The 17,567-nt window shown below is 44.0% G+C and carries 13 protein-coding genes and 2 pseudogenes; 11 read left to right on the forward strand and 4 right to left on the reverse strand.

Translation table 11 applies throughout. The annotated features are described in order from the left end of the window. Positions 1-5: 5 nt before the first annotated feature. The 3 genes from BN587_RS05260 (at position 6) to BN587_RS05270 (ending at position 4,663) form a co-directional block, all read left to right on the forward strand. Positions 6-770, forward strand: a complete 765-nt coding sequence (locus BN587_RS05260) for a sulfite exporter TauE/SafE family protein (protein ID WP_044484324.1) — start codon at positions 6-8, stop codon at positions 768-770. A 69-nt stretch (positions 771-839) separates the two neighbouring features. Further along, positions 840-3,290: a DNA gyrase subunit A gene (gene gyrA / locus BN587_RS05265; RefSeq protein WP_021720098.1), complete on the forward strand. Its 2,451-nt coding sequence runs from the start codon at positions 840-842 to the stop codon at positions 3,288-3,290. A gap of 38 nt (positions 3,291-3,328) precedes the next feature. Next, complete coding sequence (locus BN587_RS05270) at positions 3,329-4,663, forward strand: MATE family efflux transporter (protein WP_021720099.1); 1,335 nt, start codon at positions 3,329-3,331, stop codon at positions 4,661-4,663. A 104-nt stretch (positions 4,664-4,767) separates the two neighbouring features. On the opposite strand, the gene BN587_RS05275 is transcribed toward BN587_RS05270, so the two are convergent. The 3 genes and pseudogenes from BN587_RS05275 to BN587_RS05285 form a co-directional block, all read right to left on the reverse strand. After that, on the reverse strand, positions 4,768-6,009 hold the full coding sequence (locus tag BN587_RS05275; RefSeq protein ID WP_021720100.1) for a hydantoinase/carbamoylase family amidase: 1,242 nt from the start codon (positions 6,007-6,009) through the stop codon (positions 4,768-4,770). 320 nt (positions 6,010-6,329) lie between these two features. Further along, a pseudogene (locus tag BN587_RS12200) lies at positions 6,330-7,509 on the reverse strand (MalY/PatB family protein). Between the two features lie 29 nt (positions 7,510-7,538). Then, positions 7,539-7,868, reverse strand: a pseudogene (locus BN587_RS05285) (PLP-dependent transferase); the annotation flags it as partial. A 259-nt stretch (positions 7,869-8,127) separates the two neighbouring features. On the opposite strand from BN587_RS05285, the gene BN587_RS05290 reads away from it, so the two are divergent. Further along, on the forward strand, positions 8,128-8,931 hold the full coding sequence (locus BN587_RS05290) for a MetQ/NlpA family ABC transporter substrate-binding protein (protein ID WP_021720103.1): 804 nt from the start codon (positions 8,128-8,130) through the stop codon (positions 8,929-8,931). Positions 8,932-9,038: 107 nt separating this feature from the next. Here the strand turns inward: BN587_RS05290 and BN587_RS05295 are convergent, their stop codons facing one another. Beyond that, complete coding sequence (locus tag BN587_RS05295; protein ID WP_021720104.1) at positions 9,039-9,599, reverse strand: hypothetical protein; 561 nt, start codon at positions 9,597-9,599, stop codon at positions 9,039-9,041. 149 nt (positions 9,600-9,748) lie between these two features. Between BN587_RS05295 and BN587_RS05300 the strand changes: the two genes are divergently transcribed. The 7 genes from BN587_RS05300 to BN587_RS05330 form a co-directional block, all read left to right on the forward strand. Continuing rightward, complete coding sequence (locus BN587_RS05300) at positions 9,749-10,486, forward strand: phosphatase PAP2 family protein (RefSeq protein WP_021720105.1); 738 nt, start codon at positions 9,749-9,751, stop codon at positions 10,484-10,486. Positions 10,487-10,644: 158 nt separating this feature from the next. After that, positions 10,645-11,067: a very short patch repair endonuclease gene (locus tag BN587_RS05305; RefSeq protein ID WP_021720106.1), complete on the forward strand. Its 423-nt coding sequence runs from the start codon at positions 10,645-10,647 to the stop codon at positions 11,065-11,067. Between the two features lie 25 nt (positions 11,068-11,092). Further along, complete coding sequence (locus BN587_RS05310) at positions 11,093-12,097, forward strand: DNA cytosine methyltransferase (RefSeq protein WP_021720107.1); 1,005 nt, start codon at positions 11,093-11,095, stop codon at positions 12,095-12,097. Beyond that, positions 12,094-12,915 (forward strand): Eco47II family restriction endonuclease, encoded by an 822-nt coding sequence (locus BN587_RS05315; protein WP_021720108.1) that lies wholly within the window; start codon positions 12,094-12,096, stop codon positions 12,913-12,915. Before BN587_RS05310 ends, BN587_RS05315 begins: the two co-directional genes overlap by 4 nt. Positions 12,916-12,987: 72 nt before the next feature. Further along, positions 12,988-14,895, forward strand: a complete 1,908-nt coding sequence (locus tag BN587_RS05320) for a P-loop NTPase fold protein (protein ID WP_021720109.1) — start codon at positions 12,988-12,990, stop codon at positions 14,893-14,895. 128 nt (positions 14,896-15,023) lie between these two features. Beyond that, positions 15,024-16,487, forward strand: a complete 1,464-nt coding sequence (locus tag BN587_RS05325; RefSeq protein ID WP_021720110.1) for an NAD(P)/FAD-dependent oxidoreductase — start codon at positions 15,024-15,026, stop codon at positions 16,485-16,487. Between the two features lie 2 nt (positions 16,488-16,489). After that, positions 16,490-17,567 (forward strand): NAD(P)/FAD-dependent oxidoreductase (locus BN587_RS05330; protein WP_303684860.1); only part of this gene is annotated, 1,078 nt, incomplete at its 3' end.

Genomic DNA, 17,567 nt, shown 5'->3' on the forward strand with positions numbered 1-17,567 from the left:
CTTTTGTGGCGAATTTAGATACGACGACAGTTATTTTCCTGATTGTCTCAGGCTTTATAGCTTCGTTTATTGATTCAACAGTCGGCGGCGGCGGTTTAATTTCCACTCCCGCCCTGTTGAGCCTGGGCTTGCCTGTTCCCTATGCTTTGGGAACAAACAAGCTGGCAGCCTCTATCGGCTGCTTTACCAGCGTGCTCTCCTTTTGGCGCGCCGGTAAAATAAAAAAGGCAGCCTTTACGCTGATGCCGCTTTCTTTTATCGGTTCAGCCTTAGGTGCCTACGTAGTTTACCTGCTGCCGGAGCAGCTGATGAAAAATATCATCGTCGTGCTTTTGGTTGCTGTTGCTGTTTATACCTATCGCCGTAAGGATTGGGGCGATGCCGGTACGATAGAAAAGCTTGGTATGCAGGCTTTAATCGGCGCCATAGTTATGGCGTTTGCCATGGGCTTTTATGATGGCTTCTTCGGTCCCGGTACAGGCTCCTTCCTGATTTTTGGCTTTTTATATTTGGGCTATGACTTTGTAACGGCTGCCGGTAATGCCAAGGCGTTGAATTTTGCCAGCGGCGTTGGTGCTCTTGTATCCTTCGCTGTCAGCGGCACGATTATCTGGAGCTACGGCCTGATTATGGCTGCAGCGATGATTGCCGGTGCTGTTGTCGGTACCCGTCTGGCGATAAAAAAGGGTGCTTCCTATGTGCGTCCCTTGTATTTACTGGTTACCACCCTGCTGATTGGCAAGCAGGTTTATGAGATATTATTAAAATAACCTGTGCTGAGGCACTCTGCCTCAGATATCTGGTTGTAATATTGTTTTTTGTAAAGGAAAGGTGATAAAGTGGATTTAGAAAATACCACTGGTAAAGTTCTTCCCGTATACATCGAAGAGGAAATGCAAAAATCCTACATCGATTATGCGATGAGCGTTATCATTCAACGTGCTTTACCTGATGTCCGCGATGGTCTGAAGCCTGTACATCGCCGTATTTTATACGCAATGCAGGAGGCAGGCATGACTCCGACGAAGCCATATAAAAAATCCGCTCGTATCGTCGGTGACGTTTTAGGTAAATATCACCCGCATGGTGATAGTTCTGTATATGATGCAATCGTGCGCCTGGCGCAGGATTTCTCTACCCGCTATCTGATGGTAGACGGCCATGGCAACTTCGGTAGTATTGACGGCGACAGTCCGGCAGCAATGCGTTATACCGAGGTGCGTATGGCTAAAATTGCTGAGGCAATGCTCGAGGATATCGAAAAGGATACAGTTGATTTTGTACCTAACTATGATGAATCCTTAAAGGAGCCCAGCGTACTTCCTTCCAAGGTCCCTGCTCTGCTGATTAACGGCAGTGCCGGTATCGCAGTTGGTATGGCTACTAACATTCCGCCGCACAATCTGTGTGAGGTTGTTAACGGCCTTGTTATGCTGATTGATAACCCTGATGTAGAAATTCCGCAGCTGATGACGGCTATCAAAGGCCCTGACTTCCCAACCGGTGCCTGCATTTTGGGCAAGGAAGGCATTACCAGCGCTTATAACACCGGCCGCGGCGTAGTAAAAATCCGTGCCAAGGCTGAAATTGTGCCTGCCAACAAGGGCAAGCACCATATCGTTATTACCGAAATCCCCTACCAGGTTAATAAGGCTAATCTGATAAAGGATATTGCTAACCTGGCTAAGGACGGCGTAATCGAAGGCATTACCAAGGTTGATGACTTCTCCAGCCTCAAGGACGGTATGAAGATTGTTGTTGAGCTGAAGAGTGATGCTGTTCCTGACGTTGTTCTGAACCGTCTGTACAAGCATACCGCCTTGCAAAGCTCCTTTGGTATCATCATGCTGGCACTGGTTAACGGCCAGCCGCGTGTCCTGAACCTTAAGCAGGTGCTGGAATATTATCTGGAGCACCAGAAGGACGTTATTACCAGACGTACACGCTACGAGCTGGGCAAGGCCAAGGACAGAGCTCACATCTTAGAGGGCTTGAAGATTGCCCTGGATAATATTGATGCTGTTATCAGCACCATCCGCGGCAGCGCGACAGCAGAAATTGCCCGCACCGCTTTGATGGAAAACTTTAAGCTGAGCCAACGTCAGGCACAGGCTATTCTGGATATGCGTCTGCAGCGCCTGACCGGTCTGGAGCGTAAGAAGATTGACGAAGAATATGCCGACCTGCTGGAAACTATTGACTGGCTGGAAAGCGTATTGGCAGATGAGCATAAGGTTATGAACATTATCAAGGAAGACCTGCAGGAAATGAAGAAGCGCTTCGGTGACGAGCGTCGTACCGAAATTTCCATCGACAGCTCCGAAATGGATATTGAGGACCTGATTGCCGAGGAGGATATCGTTGTAACCATCAGCCATCAGGGCTACATCAAACGCCAGACTCTCGACAACTTCCGCAGCCAAAAACGCGGTGGCGTAGGCAAAACCGGCGGCAGCGGCAAGAAGATTGATGATTCGGCAGAGCATCTCTTCCTCTCTACCACCCACCATAACATTCTCTTCTTTACCAACCGTGGCCGTGTATATCGCCAGAAGGGCTATGAAATCCCCGAAGCAAGCCGCACAGCCAAGGGCACAGCTATTATCAACCTGCTGGCTTTAATGCCTGGCGAAAAGATTACGGCTGTTATTCCGGTGAAGGAGTTCAGAGAAGAACAGTACATGTTTATGGCTACCAATAAGGGTACCGTCAAGAAAATCAACCTCAAGGATCTGGAAAGCGTGCGCAAGAATGGCATGATTGCTATTAATCTGGACGATGATGAGGATCTGATCGGTGTTGAACTGACTGACGGCAACAGCGAAATCATCCTGGCAACCCGTAACGGTATTGCCATCCGCTTCGATGAGCAGGATGTACGCACCATGGGACGCACCGCACATGGCGTAAAGGGTATTTCCCTCAACTATGGCGATGAGGTTGTAGCTATGGACAGCGTTTCCGATGAGGATTCCGAGGTACTGACGGCAACCGAATTCGGCATGGGCAAGCGTACTGAGGTTAAGGAATATCGTAAGCAGACTCGCGGCGGCAAAGGTATCATCAACATGAAGATTACCGAAAAAACCGGTCTTGTGATTGGTATGAAGGTTATTAACCCGGCGCAGGAAATCATGATGATTACCGCGGCCGGTCTGATTATCCGCACCGATGTGGACCAGATTTCCCAATATGGCCGTAATACCCAGGGTGTAAAGCTGATGACCTTGAACGATGATGACAAGGTTGTTTCTCTGGCAGCAATTCATCATGAAGAGGATGCTGAATAAATTTGTTTATTTGTTTTAACGTATATGTTTTCTAGAAAATGAAGAGCTTTAATGATTCATTAACAGGTAAATATTTGCGTATTGCCCTCCCCGCTGCGTTGGAGGGCATTTTTATGACCTTTCTGGCTGCGGCTGATTTGATTATGGTAGGCGTATTGGGTGCCAAGGCTATAGCAGCAGTGAGTATTTTTCTGCCGCTGCGCCTGGTACTGCTGACAGTATCGCGTTCACTGGCATCTGCAGTTACTATACTGACGGCCAATAAATTTGGATCCAGGCAATATTCTGCCATAAAGGTTTTGCTGCGACAGAGCTTTACCGTCAGCAGTATCCTGCTTGTAGTACTGCATCTGCTTTTCTATGGCTTTTTTGAAAAGCTGGTGGTGCTGATGGGTGCGCAGAGCGATTATCTGGAGCTGGCGCTGTCTTACGGCAATATTGCCGTAGCTGCAGTACTGCTAAACTCACTGTCACTCTTGCTGCAAGGAACCTTGTTGGGTGTAGGCCGGACAAGCGCTATTATGAAAAGCAATATTGTTGGCAATGTAGTGAATATCGTCTGCAATTATTTTCTCATTACAGGCTTTGGCAGCTTTGCCGGCTGGGGTGTGCGTGGTGCGGCAATCAGCACGATTATCGGCTCTCTGTGTACTCTTGGTATCACCGTCTGGATTATGAAGCATGAGGGCTTTTTCAGTGATGGTCTGCTGCAGCTGCCGGACAAAGTATTTTGGCGGGAATTTATGCCGGTATTCGGCGGTGTTTTCAGTGAGCTTGGTGCGGAACGCATCGGTATGCTGGCCTATGGCTGGATGACTGCGCGTCTTGGTACTCTGCCCTATGCAGTACACAGCATTTGCTATAATATCTGCGATTTTTCTTATGATTTTATCTTCGGCTTCGGTAAGGCTAATATGGTGCTTGCCGGGCAAATGCGCGGTGCCGCTGATTATGCAAACTGGAAGCGCTGCCGCAGTATAGGCTTTAAATGGGGCCTGGGACTTTCCGTTGCCTCTTTTATTATTCTGTATGCCGCACGCGTGCCGATTTTCAGCGTTTATTCGCAGGATGCGCAGGCACTTGCTCTCAGTGAGACGGTAATGTTCTGGGTGGCAGCAGTTTGCATACCGCAGGGGCATACGATTATTACTGCAGGTATATTGCGTGGCAGCGGTCAGACTACTGCCGTTGCCGTCTATTCCTTTGTGCTGATTACCGTTCTGCGTCCATTGATGACGGCTTTCTTTATCTATTATTGCAAGCTGGGTATTGTGGGCGCCTGGGTATCGATGTTTTTGGATCAGTCGCTGCGCAGTCTGTGCTTTACCTGGAAGGTAATGCGGATACGCGGACTGAAGGATTTAATAAAATAAATATGCCGTATAAAAAGCAAAGCAGCTTCTGCATCGCAGAAGCTGCTTTTGTCGTATAAAAATATAAAATTACTTTGTTGCAAGGTTGCAGCGGGCTTTAGTGCTTACTCTGCAAAGCTTGTCCTCAGCTCTTTTTCTGCCAGACGGATGAAGGCACGGATTGCCTCCTCCAGCTGCGGTTGTGGAGTATTTTCTTCTTTGCAGTGAGAAATGCCGGGATCGGATTGGGCGAACATCATTACCGAAGGTACAACGGCATTCAGAGGCACGGCATCATGCAGCGGTGCGGAATACATGCTGTGTCTTGCACCTGTTTCCTCCTCTACGGCAGCGTTGCAGTCCTCTACCAGCTGCTCATCAAACAGTATCGGGTCAGCATGCCAGATAGGCTCAAATTCCACAGTGAGCCTGCCCTCCTGCGCATGCTTTTGCGCCGCAGCCTTGGCTTCTGCAACTATCGTTTGCATTGTTTCCGGCTTAATGCTGCGCTGGTCCAGCGAAATGCGGCAATAGCCAGGAGAAATAGTAGTCAGGTCAGGCTTGACCTCAATATTGCCTACAGTGCAATAGGAATCATATTTGAGGGCAATTTCACGTAAATCAAGGGTGGTCTGCGCTGCCGCAATAAAGGCATCCTGACGCAAAGCAACCGGAGAACCGCAGTGTCCCTGCTGCCCGCGGAAGGTGATGTACTGGCGGTTGCAGCCGCAAACGCCGTAAACGCAGGCTACGCTTTTTTTGGCTAAAGCCAGCAGCGGTGCCTGCTCTATGTGCAGCTCTAGGTAAGCTTTAACCGGCAGCTTGGCAAAGGCTGTGTGTGCCTCCCCTATTCTGTTGGCATCAAGGCCGTATTCCTGCCAGACATCGCTGAAGCTGCGGCCGTTTTCCTGATGGATTAAGGGCAACACATCCTTGCTTGTGACGATGCCGCTGACAGCGCTGCTGCCAAGACAGCTTTTGCCGAAGGCTACACCCTCCTCATCTGCCCAACCGACAACGTAAAGAGTTTTGGCAGGCTTTTTGTCTGCCAGACCGTAGGCACCTATACCCATGCCTGCTACAACGCCTAAAGCGCCGTCCAGCCAGCCTCCGTCAGGTACGGAATCGAGATGGCTGCCGATAACAATGCACTCCTCGCTTTCGCCGGCAAATTTGGCCCAGCTGTTGCCTGCGGCATCTGTCCATACCTCAGCACCTGCGGCCTGCATCTTTTTAGCAAACCATTCCGTTGCTTTCTTGAATGTCGGTGTCCAGGCAATGCGGTGTGCACCGTCTGCATCAGAGGTTAAGGCTGCCAGCTCCTTAAGATCGGCAACAATATTTTTGGCTATTTGTTCACGCTTCATATAATGCTCCCTTCCTGCTTATTTACGCCTATGCTTGACAGTAAATGCGCAAAATGCAAGTTTATTATATTTTATTATTTTCTGCTACAGCTTAAAAATAGGTTTGTTTTACCATGCTTATCTATTGAATAAGGATAGTGCTGCAAACAAGCATAGAATAGCTTATCTGCATTATATACAAATCGACGTCAATTTACAAGATAAAATAAAGAGCCTGCAAAAGTATAGCGAAAATAAAAATAAGCTGCTGCCTTCACTTTTGCTACAAAGAAGGCAGCAGTTTTTTCAGTTACATCGTAGAAAAAATAGAATTAATAAATTTAATTTAATTCATGAACAGCTTGCTTCAGCTGCTCAAGGCCCTGTAATAATAGCGCACGGGGGCAGGCAACGTTGATACGTTCAAAGTCTTCTCCCTCTTTGCCGAAGATACCACCGCCATCGAGCCAGAGGTGCGCTTTATGCCAGAGCCACTGCTCACGTTCGGCAGCTGTAAGGCCTAAGGCGCTGCAATCAAGCCAAATCAGATATGTCCCCTCAGGCCGGAGCAGCTTAATCTGCGGCAGGTTCTGCTTCAGATAAGCATCAACGAATTTAATGTTATCTTCGATATAAGCCTTCGCCTGCTGCAGCCAATCCTCGCCATAAGTGTAGGCAGCCTGGCAGGCAACAAGGCCTAAGGTGTTTACCTGGCTATAGCCTGCTGCCGCTACCTGCTTGCGGAAGCGGCGACGTAAATTTTTGTTGGGAATGAAGATATTGGATACCTGCAGACCGGCAATATTGAAGGTTTTGCTGGGCGCAGTGCAGATTACGCAATTTTGCTCATACTGCTCCTAAACTGGCAAAAACTGTCTGAGAGTTATTTCCCCAGACGAAATAACCGTGAATTTCATCACTTACGGTAATTACACCATGCTTAAGGCAGATATCGCCCACTTTTTGCAGCTCAGCGCGTGTCCAGACACGGCCTACGGGGTTATGCGGTGAGCATAAAAGCATCAAATTAACATTGTTAGCGACGATTTTTTCTTCCAAATTGGCAAAGTCCATTTCATAATGACCGCTTTTCAGAATGAGCGGTGAATTAATCAGCTTGCGCTCATTATCTTCGATAACCTCGCTGAAAGGATAGTAAACCGGCTGCTGTACAAGTACGCCCTCACCTTTTTGGGTGAAGGCCTTTACTGCCATAGCAAGGGCAAAAACTATGCCGGGAGTTTTGGTGAGCCATTCTGTTTTGGGGCTCCAGTTAAAATGCTTAGTATACCAGTCGCGGACAGCGTGAAAATATGCTTCTGTACTTTCGCTATAGCCGAAGATAGCATGCTGGCAGCGTTCAACAAGTGCTTCCTGTATTTCCCGGGCAATAGGAAAATCCATATCTGCTACCCAAAAAGGTAAAACATCTGCCGGACGGCCACGCTGGATGGCAAAATCGTATTTTAGGCAGTCTGTATTGCGTCTGTCGATTGTCTTGTCAAAATCATATTTAGTCATAACGTATCACCAAACTTTATTCGTATAAATTATTCTACTGCGGCAAAGGCCTGTGCCAAATCGTCAATCAGATCCTGCGTTGCTTCAATGCCTGTAGAGAAGCGCAGCAGACAATCCGTAATCCCCTTTTCGGCACATTCTTCGGCAGTAAGGTCGGTATGCGTCTGGCGAATCGGATAGGTTATCAGGCTTTCTGTACCGCCAAGGCTTTCGGCAAATTTGATGAGCTTGACGCCTTCCAAAATTTGGCGTGCTGTTTCGGCGCTGTCTACAGCAAAGGCAATCATGCCGCCGAAGCCGGTGGTCTGCGCTTTGTTGATTTCATAACCGGGATGATTTTCCAGACCGGGATATAAAAGGAAGCGCAGGAGACTTTGCCGAAGATGGTCTTGGAGCTGATTGGCTGAAGCGTAAGTTTAGGTCGTCCGGGCGCACCCGTTACAGTGCTGAAGTATTAATGGCTTAGTCCGGCGTACTTGAGGAGGCTGCTATCGTGAGGTAGCGGTGAAATTGGGTGGTACCACGAAGTTTGCTTTCGTCCCTTACTGCATAATGAAAATGCGGTATGGATAAACGAAGGCTTTTTTTATTTTAGTTTTGCAAAGGAGACGATGAATTATGTTGAAAAAATTATTGGTTATTGCATTATCTGTAGTGGCATTGGCGGCAGCAGGCTGCGGCGGCGGTGACAAACAGGCTCAAACAACGATTAAGGTTGGTGCTACCGCCGGTCCGCATGCCGAGGTTGTGGAGGCTGCAGCCAAGGAAGCAGCTAAAAGTGGCCTGAAGGTACAGGTTGTGGAGTTCTCGGATTATGTTACACCGGACAAAGCTTTGGCAGATGGCGAGCTGGATTTGGTAAGCTATCAGCATAAGCCCTTCCTGGATAACTTTAACAAGACTAATAAGACTGACCTTGTGCCCATCGGCAACGCTATTTTAATGCGCATGGGCATTTACAGCGATAAGGTGCATGATGTGAAGGATATCCCTGACGGTGCAACGATTGCTATTCCTAACGACCCGACAAACGGCGGCCGCGGTCTGCTGCTGTTGCAGCGTGCCGGCTTGTTGAAATTGAAGGATGGCGTTGGCATGAAGGCTACACCGAAGGATGTTGTCGATAATCCCAAGCATCTGAAATTTAAGGAGCTGGAGGCAGCACAGCTGCCGCGCAGTCTGGCTGATGTAGATGCTGCGGCTATTACCATGAACTATGTAATGAGCGGTGGTTTGGATGTTAAAAAGCAGAATATCTTCCTTGAGCCTAAGGACGAGCCGCTGGCTGTAATGATTATTGCTGCCCGCAACAAGGATAAGGATAAAGAGGCTTATAAGGCTTTTGTGAAGGCTTATCAGTCCGAGGCTGTGAAGAAGTTTATTGCCGATAAATATAAAGGAACCATTGAGCCTGCGTTTTAATATTTATGTAGCGATATATTGATATAGATAAAAGGCTATAGCTTTACATACATCAAAAAAGCACGGGCAGATACCCGTGCTTTTCTTCATTATATAAGGTATATTTCTTACCACCCTACGCCAATCCATGGACCGTGGTGGTGATGGCCGCCGCCGATGCCGATACCTATGCCGATCGGGAAGTTCCAGCCACCTCTGCGGCTTTGCTTTTCGCGTTCAATCTTCATGAACCACAGGCGATAGATTTTACCGCCGTTTTCCAGCTTTTTCGGTGTATCCTTATCGGTGATAATTTTATAGCCGTTGAAGTTTGTATTGGAGCTTTCGTAATCGCTGAGCATTTTATTCATCTGCGCAAAGGTATCCTTGTTATTGGTATATAAGCGCAGCATTTCTGTATTGGGCATGGCTAAAATCAGCTGCTTACGCAAAGAGCGGTCGGCAGCCAGACCTTGGTAAACCTCTACCCTGTCTTCTTTGCTTTTTATATATAGCAGGTCGTCACTATTGCCTGTCTGCAAGCGTTCGTTCATTTCGGCAGCGCTGATGATTGCAATCGGTTTGATTGCGTCCGGATCATCGGCAGTCTTAGTTTTATCTGCAGCGAGCGCCAGCGCGCTGTAGCAGCACATCAGTAAGCATGTTAACAGTAAAAGCAGCTTGCGCATAATTCTCTCTCCTTTGGAAGCTGACAGTAAAAATCTCCATAAAAGACTTATATATTCCTCAAGAATATGGTATCATATTTACGTAAATTTGTTAACTGAACTTTAGGTGATATCTGAGGAACAGTGATATTGAAATACGAGGAGACTATATGAAGAAAAATAACCTGATCTGGATAATTATCTGTAATATCCTGGGCGCACTGCTTTTGGGAAGCTGGCTGGCAAGCACCCCTAACGCCGGCTATCACGGACCTTGGCTGGCTTTGGACCAAAGTGTCTTTTATTTCTTTAACCAGCAGCTGGCGCAGGGAACGGCCTTTACTTATTTTATCGCTTTTGTTAATCTGCGTGCCTTTGATGTGGTGGCGTTTGTGGCGATGCTGGCGATTTTTTACAGCTATTATCGCAAAAGCAATGTTGAAGGCAAGCGTTGGCTGTTCTGTATCGGCGTTGCCATGCTGGTGAGCGCGGTAATTATTAAGCAGTTTGATAAGCTGCTGCCGATTGACCGTGTGAGTGCTTCCGTTTATTTTGACCAGCTGTATCATAATGTAAACTGGGTTAGCCAGCTGAGCGGCTGGCCTGCCAAGGACCGCTCCGGCAGCAGCTTCCCCGGTGACCATGGCATGATGCTGTTGATATTTGCTGTGTATATGTGGAAATATATCGGCAAGGACGCTTTTGTTAAAGCGCTGGCTGTATTTATTATTTTCTCTCTGCCACGTATTATTGGCGGTGCGCATTGGTTTACTGATGTTTTCGTAGGCTCCGTTTCCTTTGTCCTGCTTGTTTTAAGCTGGATTCTGCTGACACCGCTTTCGGATATCTTTATCGGCTGGCTGGAGCAGAAGCTGCCGCTGAGATGGTTTGTGAAGAAGAGAGAATAGAATTTCAGGCTGTTGCCATTTTTAGTTTTGCTTACGGTAAGACTGAAATGGCAGCAGCTTTTTTGTGTTTTATATGCTATTTCACAGTTCGTTTGCTCGAAAGAATTGTAAACATATGGTAAAATATATAAGCAAACACAACTTGTGTGGTGAATATAATGAAGCTGGAAACAACCATTAAGCGTTCGAAGATAATGAAATCAATAAAAGGTTCTGATACTGGTATAGAGGTGCGCCTAAGAAAAGCATTGTGGCATAAAGGTATTAGATACCGAAAAAATTTTAAGGTTTTTGATTGTCACCCTGATATAGTAATTACAAAATATAAGATTGCTGTGTTTTGTGATGGCAATTTTTGGCATGGTAAAGATCTGCAGAAACGTCCTATAAAGCATAATTCTAGTTATTGGAATGAAAAAATTAGGCGTAATGTAGAACGTGATTTGGAAAATACTATTGAATTAAGAGATAATGGGTGGATTGTTTTACGGTTTTGGGAAGATGATATTCAGAAAAACTTGCCTAATTGTGTCGGTGATGTGCTTCGTTATATTTCAATAAGGAAAAGTTTTAGACAATAATATTTAAGGGGGATAATCGGTAAGGATGCTTACTACAATAGAGTTATTTGCTGGTGCTGGTGGTTTAGCGCTCGGCATTGAAAAAGCAGGTTTTCACACGTTAGCGTTAAATGAATTTGACGCAGATGCGTGTGCAACAATGCGTATAAATCGACCATATTGGAATGTTATTGAAGGTGATGTTGCTAAAATATCATCACTAAATTTAACTGATTTTTTTGGCTTAAAAAAAGGAGCTCTAGATTTGTTGTCTGGCGGTGCACCTTGTCAAGCATTTTCTTATGCTGGAAAACGATTAGGTTTAGAGGATGCACGTGGTACTCTTTTTTATCATTATGCTTTGTTTCTTGAAAAGTTACAGCCTAAAATGTTTTTGTTTGAAAATGTCAGAGGTCTATTGAGCCATAATAAAGGTAAAACTTATGAAACTATGACTGCTATCTTTGAGCAAGCTGGTTATACCATTCAAAAAGAAGTTCTTAATGCTTGGAATTATGGCGTACCTCAAAAACGGGAACGATTAATAACTATAGGTATACGCAATGATTTGTTGGGGAAAGTATATTTTGAATTCCCAAAACAACATGAGTATAAGCCTGTTCTAAGAGATATTTTATTAGATTGTCCTAAAAGTGAAGGTTCGTTGTATTCTGAATATAAAACTAAAATTTTTGAGTTAGTACCGCCTGGTGGTTATTGGCGTGATATTGATCCTGTGATAGCTAAAGAGTATATGAAAAGCTGTTGGGATATGGAGGGTGGCAGAACAGGAATATTGAGAAGAATGAGTCTTGATGAACCTTCTCTTACGGTACTTACATCACCTAGTCAAAAACAGACAGATAGATGTCATCCATTAGAAGCAAGACCATTTACTGTTCGTGAAAATGCGCGTTGTCAAACATTTCCTGATGATTGGAAGTTTTGTGGCAGTGTTGCTTCACAATATAGACAGGTTGGTAATGCTGTACCTGTAAATTTGGCTTATGAAGTTGGTTTGAAAATCAAGGAGGCATTGGAAAGATTATGACTTGGGATTTAAGCTTTATTACAGAAGAGGATTTTACTAAGCATGTTCAAGATACCATTGAAAAATATGGTGATAAATTAAAATCATTTGATGTACAACGGTTCAATAAAAATATTATTGACCCTGTTAAATTGATTTTCGATAAGACAGTTTACCAAGCTGATTGGAAAGAAACTATCAGTAATGAGATTTTCAGACAGCGGGATAAATCAAACAATAATGATATTGGATATTTTCATCAACGTATATTTCAGTATATTGACAAATGCCATGTACCGGATAATGGCACTGAAGGTGGTTGGGATGTTATCTATAAAAATCCAGAAGGAATAATATTACCTGATGGTTCTTGTGTGCATACAGTTTATGTTGAAATGAAAAATAAACATAATACTATGAACTCATCTGCTGCTGGTAAAACTTTTATCAAGATGCAGAACCAATTATTGAAAGATGATGATTGTGCATGTTTTTTAGTGGAAGCTATAGCTAAGAAATCCCAAAATATAAAATGGGAAACAACTGTTGACGGACAAAGGGTTGGACATAAGCTTATCAGGCGTGTAAGTATAGATAAGTTTTATGAGTTAGTTACTGGTCAGGAAGATGCATTTTTTAAACTTTGTATGGTACTCCCTACCGTTATTCAAAAAGTTGTCGATAATAATGGGAACAATTTAGTACCACATGATACTGTATATGATGAATTAAGGCTTGCTGCAAGTAATGTAGAAGACAAAGATATGATTATGGAGATAGCAATTTTTATGTTAGGATTTTCGACATATAATGGTTTCTCTAAGCTTGCCAAGCAATAGTTAAATAAGCCTAGCTTGTAGAAGTTTCTTTTTACAGGTTAGGCTTTTCGATTATAAGTCAGAGGTGATAAAATGTCTGCAAGTCAACAAGAAATAATTAGTGGAATAAAAGTGTATATTAATGAATGTTATTCTGATTATGCTGTTATGTTGAATGGCAGTTGGGGATCTGGAAAAACATACTTTGTAAAAAATGAGTTAATACCAGTATTGGAAGAAGACAGGAAAGCAGTAATTTATATTTCCTTATTTGGAATAAAATGCGTAGATGATTTGATCAATGTTATTACTATGCATGTGTTAAACATTTATTCCAATAAAAGAGCGCAAAAACGAGCTGAGATGAATATAGGTCTTAAAATATCAAATAAACAAGCAAGTTCTTCGGTTTCTCAGATACCATCAGTCTTTGTTGGTATTATAAATAAAGGCTTGAAGTTAGTTCCTAATGGTGATACTGCCAAGGCTTTTTTCAGTGATATACAAAAAAATACTATAAATTTTTCTGATTATGTATTCATATTTGATGATTTTGAACGTTCTGTAATAGATAAAATAGAATTATTAGGGTTATTTGATGAGATGGTCGAACAGAATCATGCGAAAGTGATTATTGTTTGTAATGAAGTAGCATTGTTGAAAAAAGCAGAAAAAGATGATGAAAATTTAAATAGTAAGAAAGCAGTAAACAATATAGAGGAAAAAATCTTAGTAGATGACTATAATTTATATAAAGAAAAAGTTGTTGGTTTTACAATTAAGTATGCTGCAGATTTATCAACTGTTTATCGAAAAATATTAGATAATATAGTTGGTAAACAATCATATTGTTATGATTGCTTAATTGAATATAAAAGTGAAGTTTTAGAGTTATTTTCTAGGGTAGGCTCCCATAATTTGAGAACTTTAATTTTTGTTTTAAAGAGATTCAAAGAGCTTGAGCATGAAATAGAATTAGCTTTTGATGATGCTAAAGTAGACAAGAAATATTACTCCCGATATATCGCACTAGTTTTATGTAATGTTACTTCAGTTTCTATTATGTATAAAGATTTTGGCATGAGTGATGTTTTTATTCCTAAAGATAGAGATGTAGTAGTAAAGCCGTTTTCATCAGATGGTTTTGCCAAAGACATGATAGACTTTAATATAAATAATCATATCAGGTTAAGTAGATATGTGAATCAGTATATCTATGATTATTCATTAAACAAGGGTCTTCTTTTAGAAGATATAACGAGATTTGTATTAGGCGAAATGAATGATATAAAAAATAATACTGATAAAATAGACTCTATTTATTGTCTTGATAGTGACATTGAAGCAAAAAAACGATTGGATTCTGTGTTAGATGATATTAAGGAAAATCAATATTGTCTTGGATTATACCCGAGAATTTTAAGCAATTTATTTATTTTAATAGAAACTTTATATGATAATAGTGATCATATAATAGGATTATTAAAAGAGAATGTTATAAAAAATGTAAAAGCTAGAGCGGTTGAATTTGATGTAAGCAGTTGGCATTATTTCAATAGTGGTAATACGAAAGCGAATGCATTTAACAAAGAACTTTACAGTATTGTAGAAAAAACTTTTCTGGAAGGAAAAAAGCAAAAATATAGAGATGTTTTTGATGATGAAGAAGATTTTGTTGAACATTTTAGGGAGTTAGTAAAGGATGATGGTTATATTATAGAAGATAAACAGAGTATGTTAAATTGTATTCCTGCTTCTGTAATGATAAAAAAGTTTATTAGTTTACCTAACGTGAATATAAGAAAAATCAATGCTATTTTAAGTCATAACTATCTTGAGATAAGAAATATAAAGGATTTCCGTTCGGGAGATTTATCGTTGTTTAGAGAAATGGGAACTATACTAGATAAGGAAATTCCGTTGGTTAAGAGTAAACTAAAAAGACGTCATCTACAATACTTACTTGATTGCATTAGCAGTATTTGCAAAAAACTAGAATAGTGCATCTTTGGGGCATATCATGTCCCACTATGGACTTTTTTATTTTCGCTTCCCTCTTCTATTTTTTGCAGATTTGTGATAAAATTTAGTTGTATTTTTATGAGAAAATTCAGCAAGGAAGTGACGGAATGGAATTTGTAAAATCTGCTGATGTAGTCGTTATTGGTGGCGGCATTGTAGGTACTGCTGTATTGCGCGAGCTTTCCAAGTATGACCTGAAATGCGTTCTGCTGGAAAAAGAGCCGGATATCGCTATCGGTACTACTAAAGCTAACAGTGCAATTCTTCATGCTGGCTTTGACGCTCCTACCGGCAGCCTCAAAGCTATTACCAACGTTCGTGGCAACGCTCTGTACCACGAGCTGGAAAACGAACTGGACCTGGATATTAAATGGACCGGTTCCCTGGTTGCTGCAACCACCGACGAGGAAATGCAGACTCTGCAGGAGCTGCTGCAACGCGGTAAAAAGAACGGCGTTGAAGGCCTGCAAATCCTGTCTAAAGAAGAAGTTCTTGAGAAGGAGCCTAACCTGACCACTGTCAAGGGTGCTCTGTGGGCTCCGAGTGCCGGCGTATGCTGGCCGTTCGGTGCTGCTATTGCTTTCGCTCAATGCGCTGTACAAAACGGTGCAGAAGTTATCCGCGACTGCAAGGTACTGGGCTTCGTTAAGGAAGACGGCAAAATTACCGGTGTAGAAACCAATAAAGGCACTATTGCTGCTAAATATGTGGTTAATGCTGCCGGTGTTTATGCTGACGAAATCGCTAAGCTGGCCGGTGATGATACCTTCACCATCACTCCGCGTAAGGGCGAATATATTCTGTTTGATAAGACTGCCTGCAGCAGCCTGGTTTACGGCGTGGTATTCCCCACCCCGACCAAAAAATCCAAAGGTATTCTGGTTTGCACTACTACCCACGGCAACACCTTCATCGGTCCTAACGCTAATGAGCAGGATTCCAAAGAAGATAAGGCTGTTACCACTGCCGGCATGAATGAAATCATTGCTTCTGCCAAGAAGCTGATTCCGAACCTGCCGATGGGCGCAGCTATTACCGAATTTGCCGGCCTGCGTGCCGTTTCCAGCACCGGTGACTTCGTACTTGGTCCTTCCGAAAAGGTTGAAGGCCTGTACAATGCTGCCGGTATGCAATCTCCCGGTCTGACCGCAGCTCCTGCTGTAGGTGAGCTGATTGCCAACGAAATTGCCCGTGTAAGCGGTGCTGCCAAGAAGGCTGACTTCAAGGCTGCTCTGCCGAAGCATAAAGCATTCAACTATATGACTGCTGATGAAAAGGCTGCCAAGATTGCCGAAGACAATCTGTACGGCCGCGTAATCTGCCGTTGCGAAACCGTTACCGAGGGCGAAATTGTAGAAGCAATCAATTCTCCTGTAGGCGCACGCACTGTTGACGGTGTAAAACGCCGTACCCGTGCAGGCATGGGCCGTTGCCAGGGTGGCTTCTGCGGTCCGCGTGTTACCCAGATTCTGGCACGCGAGCTGAACATTTCTGTTCCCGAAGTATTAAAAGAACGTACTGATTCCAATATGTTCTACGAAAAATATTCTGCAGATGGCGGGGAGGAATAATAATGAACCAATTATATGATGTAATTATTGTTGGCGGTGGCCCTGCCGGTCTGTCTGCTGCTTACAGCGCATGGCAGAATGGTGCTAAAAAAATCGTTGTTATCGAACGTGACCGCGAACTCGGCGGTATCCTGCAACAGTGCATTCACAATGGCTTCGGTCTGCATCACTTCAAGGAAGAGTTGACCGGCCCCGGCTATGCACATCGCTGCATCGAGCTCGTTGCTGATAAACCTGAAATCGAAACCTTGGTTGATACCATGGTATTAGATGTACAAAACAATAAAACCGTTATTGCCGTTAATCCGAAAAAAGGCTTACTGAAGCTGGAAGGCAAAACTGTTATCCTGACCATGGGCTGCCGTGAGCGTACCCGTGGCGCTATCCGTATTCCGGGCGAGCGTCCTGCAGGCGTATTTACTGCCGGCGCTGCTCAGCGTATGGTTAATATGGAAGGCTATCTGCCGGGTCACAAAATCGTTATCCTCGGCAGCGGCGATATCGGTCTGATTATGGCCCGCCGTATGAGCCTGGAAGGCTGCAAGGTTCAGGCTTGTCTGGAAATCTGCCCCTTCTCCAACGGTCTTACCCGTAATATCGTTCAATGCCTGAACGACTATGATATTCCTCTGTACCTCTCTCACACTATCGTTGCTATCCATGGTGAAGAGCGCGTAACCGGTATCACCGTTGCTAAGGTTGATGAGCGCATGACTCCGATTCCGGGTACCGAATTTGATATCGAGTGCGATACCGTACTGCTGTCTGTAGGTCTGATTCCTGAGAACGAGCTGTCCCGCGGCCTTGATCTGGAAATGAACCCGCTGACCAACGGTCCGGTTGTTGACCAGCATCGTGAAACCAGCTTAGACGGTTTCTTTGCTGCCGGCAACGTAGTACACGTACATGACCTGGTTGACTTTGTATCCGAAGAAGCTGAAATCGCAGGCAAATATGCCGCATTGAAGGCTCAGGAGAAAATGGCAACAGAAAACCGTACCGTAACCGTAAAGGCTATTGACGGCGTACGTACCTGTGTACCGCAGAAGCTGACCATGCCTGCTGAAATTCCTGCTGACG

This window comes from Phascolarctobacterium succinatutens CAG:287, assembly GCF_000434895.1.
Taxonomy (GTDB): Bacteria; Bacillota; Negativicutes; order Acidaminococcales; family Acidaminococcaceae; genus Phascolarctobacterium_A; species Phascolarctobacterium_A succinatutens_A.